The sequence below is a fragment of the Hyalangium sp. genome (genome assembly GCF_035629615.1).
GTDB lineage: Bacteria > Myxococcota > Myxococcia > Myxococcales > Myxococcaceae > Hyalangium.
In genome coordinates this window covers 1-5,987 of the sequence record NZ_DASPHO010000383.1, presented here as the reverse complement: position 1 = coordinate 5,987, position 5,987 = coordinate 1, and the positions used below count along the sequence as shown (strand labels likewise).

Annotated in this window: 6 protein-coding genes; 1 reads left to right on the top strand and 5 read right to left on the bottom strand. The window is 68.9% G+C overall.

The genetic code is table 11. The annotated features are described in order from the left end of the window. The 3 genes from VD972_RS19510 to VD972_RS19500 form a co-directional block, all read right to left on the bottom strand. A partial coding sequence (locus tag VD972_RS19510) for a fatty acid desaturase (RefSeq protein ID WP_324989165.1) occupies positions 1-885 on the bottom strand: 885 nt, incomplete at its 3' end. Positions 886-924: 39 nt separating this feature from the next. After that, positions 925-2,112, bottom strand: a complete 1,188-nt coding sequence (locus tag VD972_RS19505; RefSeq protein ID WP_324989163.1) for a class I SAM-dependent methyltransferase — start codon at positions 2,110-2,112, stop codon at positions 925-927. Further along, positions 2,109-3,050, bottom strand: a complete 942-nt coding sequence (locus VD972_RS19500) for an alpha/beta fold hydrolase (RefSeq protein WP_324989161.1) — start codon at positions 3,048-3,050, stop codon at positions 2,109-2,111. The genes VD972_RS19505 and VD972_RS19500 overlap by 4 nt, the downstream gene beginning before the upstream one ends. Positions 3,051-3,276: 226 nt before the next feature. Here VD972_RS19500 and VD972_RS19495 point away from each other — a divergent pair, with 226 nt between their 5' ends. Further along, the gene (locus tag VD972_RS19495; RefSeq protein ID WP_324989159.1) at positions 3,277-4,488 is read left to right on the top strand and encodes an amidohydrolase family protein; all 1,212 of its coding nucleotides are present in this window, start codon (positions 3,277-3,279) and stop codon (positions 4,486-4,488) included. 51 nt (positions 4,489-4,539) lie between these two features. On the opposite strand, the gene VD972_RS19490 is transcribed toward VD972_RS19495, so the two are convergent. Next, entirely contained in the window at positions 4,540-5,127 is a 588-nt protein-coding gene (locus VD972_RS19490) for a hypothetical protein (protein ID WP_324989157.1), read from the bottom strand. 195 nt (positions 5,128-5,322) lie between these two features. Further along, the gene (locus tag VD972_RS19485) at positions 5,323-5,811 is read right to left on the bottom strand and encodes an 8-oxo-dGTP diphosphatase (RefSeq protein ID WP_324989155.1); all 489 of its coding nucleotides are present in this window, start codon (positions 5,809-5,811) and stop codon (positions 5,323-5,325) included. Between the last annotated feature and the right edge of the window lie 176 nt (positions 5,812-5,987).

Here is a 5,987-nt window from a genome sequence, read left to right as displayed (position 1 = left end):
GAAGAGGTGGTGCTCGATCTGGTAGTCCACCCCCGCGCAGAAGAGCCGGCCGAGGAGGCCCGTGCGGAAGTTCAGCGTCGTGGACGTCTGCAGGAGGATGTAGTCCGCCTTCCGGAAGTACTCGGCCCGGCCCTTGCCCTCGCGATCCAGGAAGGCCGCCTCCTCCGGGAAGTGGGCAGGGGCGAAGGCGATGAAGATCGCGTACCCCAGGAGCACCACGCGCACGGCGTACAGGGCCAGCACGGGCAGCGGCCCGAAGAAGAACGCCGGAATCACCAGCCACAGGGCCACGTGTCCCAGGAGCATGAGCCCGTCATGGACGTGAGCGGCTGTGCGGCGGGCGGGATCTCGCAGGCAGCCGAAGAGATAGCGCACCCCGGTCTGCTGGACGTTCAGCGCGTTGAAGGCAATGGCGAAGGGGATGGTCAGCCACTGGTGCTCGAACCACCAGCGGCGCAGCCCCCGGGCCTCGGCCACATCCTTCTCGGTGAGCGTGAAGGTGGGGAGCAGATCCGCGTCGTCGTCCAGCCCCATGACATTGGGGGTGGGGTGGTGGACGGCCACGTGCTTGTGCCACCAGTACGTGGCGGACATGCCCAGGAAGAGCGGGTAGCCGAAGTAGGTGAGGGCCCGGTTCACCCAGCGCCGGTTGCAGGTGGCGTAGTGCGAGGAGGTATGGGTGTTCGTCGACACGCCCAGCGAGCCCAGCGCGGAGAGGAGCACGCCGAGCACATCGAGCAGCACGGTCCGGGAGAGCACCACGAGGACGAGGCCTCCGAGCGCGAGCGTCACGTGGAAGGCGAGCTCCGCGAGGAGCCGGCCCGTGGGCTTGCGGTTCCAGCCACGCGCGAGGAACTCCTGGTTCAGGATGGACAGAGGGTGCACGGGTGATCTCCTTGGCGGGGGCGGGCTCAGACGTCTGGCTCAGACGCGGTGGAGCGGCATGGGGGCCGCGTAGTCCTTCGTGAAGAGCACCTGGTAGACGGTGCCGTCAGACGCGAGCGGCGCCGCGACACAGCAGTGCAGGTAGTACTCCCAGAGGCGGCGGAACGCCGGGTCGTAGCGCTGCGGATCCAGGCTGTGCTGGTTCTGCTGGAAGCGCTGGAGCCAGTGCTTCGCCGTGTAGTGGTAGTGGCGGACGATGTTCTCCACATCGCGGATGGCCAGCCCCTGGCGCTCCAGGTGGGTCGCCAGCTCCGAGAGCTTCACCTGCCCCGAGCCGGGGAAGATGTAGCGCTGGATGAAGGGATCATGCGTGTTGGTGGGCGCGCTGGTTCCGATGGCGTGCACCAATCCCAGGCCCTGCGGCGCCAGCATCCGGGCGATCCGGGAGAAGTAGCGCCGGTACTCCTTGCGCGGCAGGTGCTCCAGCATGCCCACGCTGACGATCTTGTCGAAGCGGCCGTCGATGGAGGCGTGGTCGCGCAGCTCGATCCGGATGCGGTCGGCCAGCCCCGCGCGGGCAATGTTCTCGTTGCCTCGCTCGCAGTGCCGCCGGCTGTTGGTGATGCCCACCCCCGTGACGCCGTAGTGACGGGCCGCGTGGATGAGCAGGCCGCCAAACCCGCACCCGATGTCCAGCAGGTGCTCTCCCGGCTTCAGCTCCAGCTTGCGGCAGATGCGGTCCAGCTTGTTCCGCTGGAGCTCCTCCAGCGAGTCCTCCGGCGTCAACGCGTAGCCGCACGAGTACGTCATCGTCTCGTCGAGGAAGGACTCGAAGAGCTCGTCGCCGAGATCGTAGTGGCGCTGGACGTAGCGCCACTGGCCACCCGAGAGCTTGTTGCCCAGCTGCACGCGCAGCACTCGGAGCACCGTGCCCGGATCTCCTCTCACCTTCCGATCAATGCGGTTGCGCAGCAGGAGGGTGAGGAGCTCGTGGAGCTCTCCGTCCTCGACGGTGAAGTCTCCGTCCACGTAGGCCTCGCCCATGCCGAGGTTCCCTTGGCTGAGCACGCGCGTGAAGAAGCGGTCATCGTGGACTCGGAGCGCCACCGTGGGAGGGAGCTCCCCGGCGCCGGCCGTGAGGGGTTTGCCATCGACGACCAGCCGCAGGGTCGCATCGGAGACGTGGCGGTTCAGGATCTGGATGAAGGTGTCTCGTGCCAGGTTCATGACAGGTGAGAGGGTTGGGTGGGCGGATGTGACGCACCGAGCGGCATTGCCGTCGCGCCCGGGCGGACGGCGGCGGCCTGCTCCTGCAGCCAGGCGGCCATGTCCTCCCACAGCGGTGAACGGAAGCCCTCTCGGAGCCACCCGAAGTGGTCGATGACGTCCACCTTCAGGTCAGCTGGCGAGAGATGGCGGCGCTCCTTCTGCGCACGGCGGTAGAAGGCGGTCAGGGCGTCCACGGCGGCGCGAGTCGCGGAGCGATCGTCGGAGAAGCTGTAGGCGAGCAGCGGGCCGGAGAAGTCCTCGAAGTATGGGCGCAGGGGTACCCCGCGCTTGTCGGAGATATAGGCCGGGTTCCGGCACCAGCGGGCCCACTCCCGCGCCACGCCGCCGGGCAGATCCTCTCCCAGGCCGAGCCGCTTCGATGGGAAGTAGCCGAGCAGGCGCACGGCGATGGGGATTGCCGCGTACCAGAGGAAGGCGAGCTGGTAGCGCCGAGGCCCCGCCCAGTGGCGCCAGTACCCGCTCTGCGCGCCCACCAGGAGCAGGGCGGAGAGGTGCTGGATGCGGTCCGTCATCCCGAGCAGCTGACCGCCCGAGCTGTGTCCCACGGCCAGCAGCGGGCTGCGCGGGAACCGCTTTACCAACCAGTCCACGGCCCCCGCGAGATCCCGCGTGCCCCAGTCCTTCATGTCCGTGGTCAGCGCGCGGAGCGGCCCGACACGGGAGCCGCCGATGCCGCGGTAGTCATACGTGAGGACGTGCATTCCCCGTTCCGCGAGGAACCGGGCGAACCGATCGTAGAGGGTCCGCTTGACTGCCGTGGCCTGGTTGATGAGCACCACCGGCCGGTCGGCGTCTCCCTCCGGGGAGTAGAGCGTCGCGGCCAGCGGGAACCCGTCGGTGGCGGGAATCGTCAGCTTCTCGAAGTGGATGTCCATGGCTCGCTGCCCTCCGTGCACCGGGCCTCGGTCGTGAGGTCCTGTCCTGAAGTTGGGTGCGTGAGGCCGCCGCTGCCGTCACCCTTCGGGATCGAGTGCGGCGAGCGAGGATGTGAGGGGACACTTCGCCTGCGCCTGATCGCCGAGCGGGCAAGCGGCCCCCCCGTCACAGTCGAGGCACGGTACCTCCGTCCCAGAAGTCACCTGACGATGGAGGCGAGGACAGATGGCCAGAGCAGGCTACAAGGTGTTCGACAGCGATATGCACTGTGTGGAGCCCCCGGATCTGTGGGAGCGCTACATCGATCCCCAGTACCGGGCACGGGCGCCTCGCAGCTCGGAGTTCGCGTTCCGCAACGCGGTCGTCTACATGGAGCTCGAGCAGCGGCTCATGCCCTGGTTCGATCCCCGGGGACCCGAGGGCCGCCCGCTGCCGGCGGTGCTCCCCGCGCCCCAACTGCGCGCGGCCGTGCGCCAGGCCATGGAGCAGCGCCCGGAGGCTCGCTCGCTGGAGGCCTTCCAGCAGGCCCGGTTCGGCGACTTCTCCCGGCGCGGCTGGTCCGCGGACACCCAGCTCGAGGCCATGGACGTCGAAGGCGTGGACGTGACGGTCGTCTTTCCGACCTCAGGGCTGCTCGCGCTCGCCGTGGATGAGCTGGAGCCGGCGTTCGCCGGGGCGGTGGCGCGGGCCTATAACGACTGGCTCTCGGACTACGTGAAGCGCGCTCCCGGGCGGCTGCTCGGCGCGGCCATGGTGGCGCCGCACTCCGTGGAGGAGGCCGTGCGGGAGACGCACCGGGCCGTGGAGGAGCTCGGCTTCCGGGCCATCTTCCTTCGCCCGAACCCTGTACAGGGCCGGCAGTGGTACGACCCGGCCTATGACGCGCTCTGGGAGGCGTGCACGGCGCTGGGCGTCCCCGTGGTCTTCCATGAGGGGGTGGGCTCGCACCTGCCGCAGGCCGGGAGGCGGTTCGGCAGCAACATCTTCCTGCGCCACGTGGCCTGCCACTCCATGGAGATGATGTACGCGGCCATGGCCTTCTGCGGCGGGGGCGTGCTCGCGCGGCACCCCGGGCTGAAGGTGGGCCTCTTCGAGGGCAACTGCAGCTGGGTCCCCTGGCTGCTCCACCGGATGGACGAGCACTGGGAGATCGAGCTGGGCGTCACCCACCAGCAGCTCCCTGAGCCGCCGAGCCACTACTTCCGGCGGCAGTGCGTCGTCTCGGTGGAGGCGGACGAGGACTTCGTCACGCACGTCGTCCAGCACATGGGCGCGGACAACATCGTCTTCTCCACGGACTGGCCGCACCCGGACTCCCGCTACCCGCGGGCCGTGGAGCGCTTCCTGGAGATCCCCCTCGAGGAGAGCGCGAGGCGGAAGATCCTCTCGGAGAACTGCGCCCGCTTCTATGGCTGGAGGTTCGAGCGAGAGGCGTGACACCTGCAAGCGCCTGGAAGCCTGCCGGAGCTCCCAGGCGCCCGGTCAGGCTCAGCCGCGGGCGATGGCGTCCTCGACGTAGCGGACGCCCTTGGCGGTGATGGCGCGGCCCTTCTTCGTGTCCGAGGCGTAGCCGGTGTGGATGCGCAGCGCCTTGGCGGCGTTCGGGGCGGCATAGCTCACGCCGAACTTGCTCCAGAAGCGCGAGGTGGTGCCGGACGTCACCTCCAGGCCCAGCGAGCGCGCCAGGTAGAGCGGGATCAGCGAGCGCAGGAGCTGATCCTTCTGCTGCTGCCCCGCCGAGACCAGCCCCTTCTGCTGCGGGTGCGCCTGCAGCGCATCTACGAGCTGCTTCACGGCCTCCGCGGTGGCGGCTCGGGACGCGCCGGTTTTCTTGGTCGCGCTGCTGCCCCGCTTCGCCGCCGCCTTCTTGGCAGCGGGCTTCGCGGTGCGCTTCGGGGTCTTGGCGCGCTGGGGACGGGAGGTTTTCTGGCTCTTGGCTTTCTTGGGCATTGTGGACTCGGTGGGAGGGGACTGCAGCTGCTGACTGCGGGCTTCGGGTTGGCTATCCAGGGACTCGCCGCCCGGCTTCCGCCACAGCAGCGCGCGCAGTTCCTTCACCCACTGGGTGAATCCCAAGCGCGCGAGCAGCGAATCCAACCAACTGGGACGGGGTAACACCTGACGGGTCCTCCTGGAAGACGGCGGGAAGGTACTACAGCTTCCCTGGGGATGATCCAGCGTCTCGACCGTATCAGGTAGGGTGGATCACACCCGCAGTGCTGGATCTGGCCCTGATCCGGCCGGATCAGACCCGTGGAGGGAGCTCGGACGTCAGGTCCGGGCGAAGCTCCAGCTCAGCGCGCGGCCCCCGGCGTAGGGCATGACGCCGTGGAAGGCGCGCGGATCCGCGTCGAACACCAGCGGGAGGAAGTGCCGATCCCCGTCCCACAAGGGCAGGGACAGGATGTCCTTCACCGGCACCCAGGACAGCTCGCCCTCGGGGTTGCGCTCGAGCGGCGTGCCCGTGAAGCGCTCGATGCGGAAGACGAAGCCCAGCCAGTCCTCCCCCTTGGGGCCGAAGCCGGGCCAGCTGATCGTGCCGCGCAGCCTCAGCTCCTCGCACTCGATCCCCGCCTCCTCACGGATCTCCCGGCGCATGCAGGAGACGACGTCCTCGTCCGCCTGCATCTTCCCGCCCAGGCCGTTGTACTTGCCCAGGTGCGCGTCGTTGGGGCGCGCGTTGCGGTGGATCAGGAGCACCCGCGCCCCGTCTGGGGACATCACGTAGCCGAGGGTGCCGATGATGGGGGTGTAGGGCATGGCCCCCGATGCATATCAGGTGCAGTGCGGGGTGGTGGTGCCGTCCGACTCTGCGTATCCTGCGCGGCAGCCAAAAGGAGGAAACGTGGGAGCTGGCCGGGTCCTGGGAGTCATGCTGGCGGTCGCGGGCGGCGTGGTGCTGTGGATGGGGTTGAAGGCGAAGGACTCGCTGGCGG

Coding starts and splice junctions, on each gene's coding strand:
- VD972_RS19505 (WP_324989163.1), bottom strand. CDS start 2,112: ATGAACCTGGCACGAGACACCTTCATCCAGATCCTGAACCGCCACGTC.
- VD972_RS19500 (WP_324989161.1), bottom strand. CDS start 3,050: ATGGACATCCACTTCGAGAAGCTGACGATTCCCGCCACCGACGGGTTC.
- VD972_RS19495 (WP_324989159.1), top strand. CDS start 3,277: ATGGCCAGAGCAGGCTACAAGGTGTTCGACAGCGATATGCACTGTGTG.
- VD972_RS19485 (WP_324989155.1), bottom strand. CDS start 5,811: ATGCCCTACACCCCCATCATCGGCACCCTCGGCTACGTGATGTCCCCA.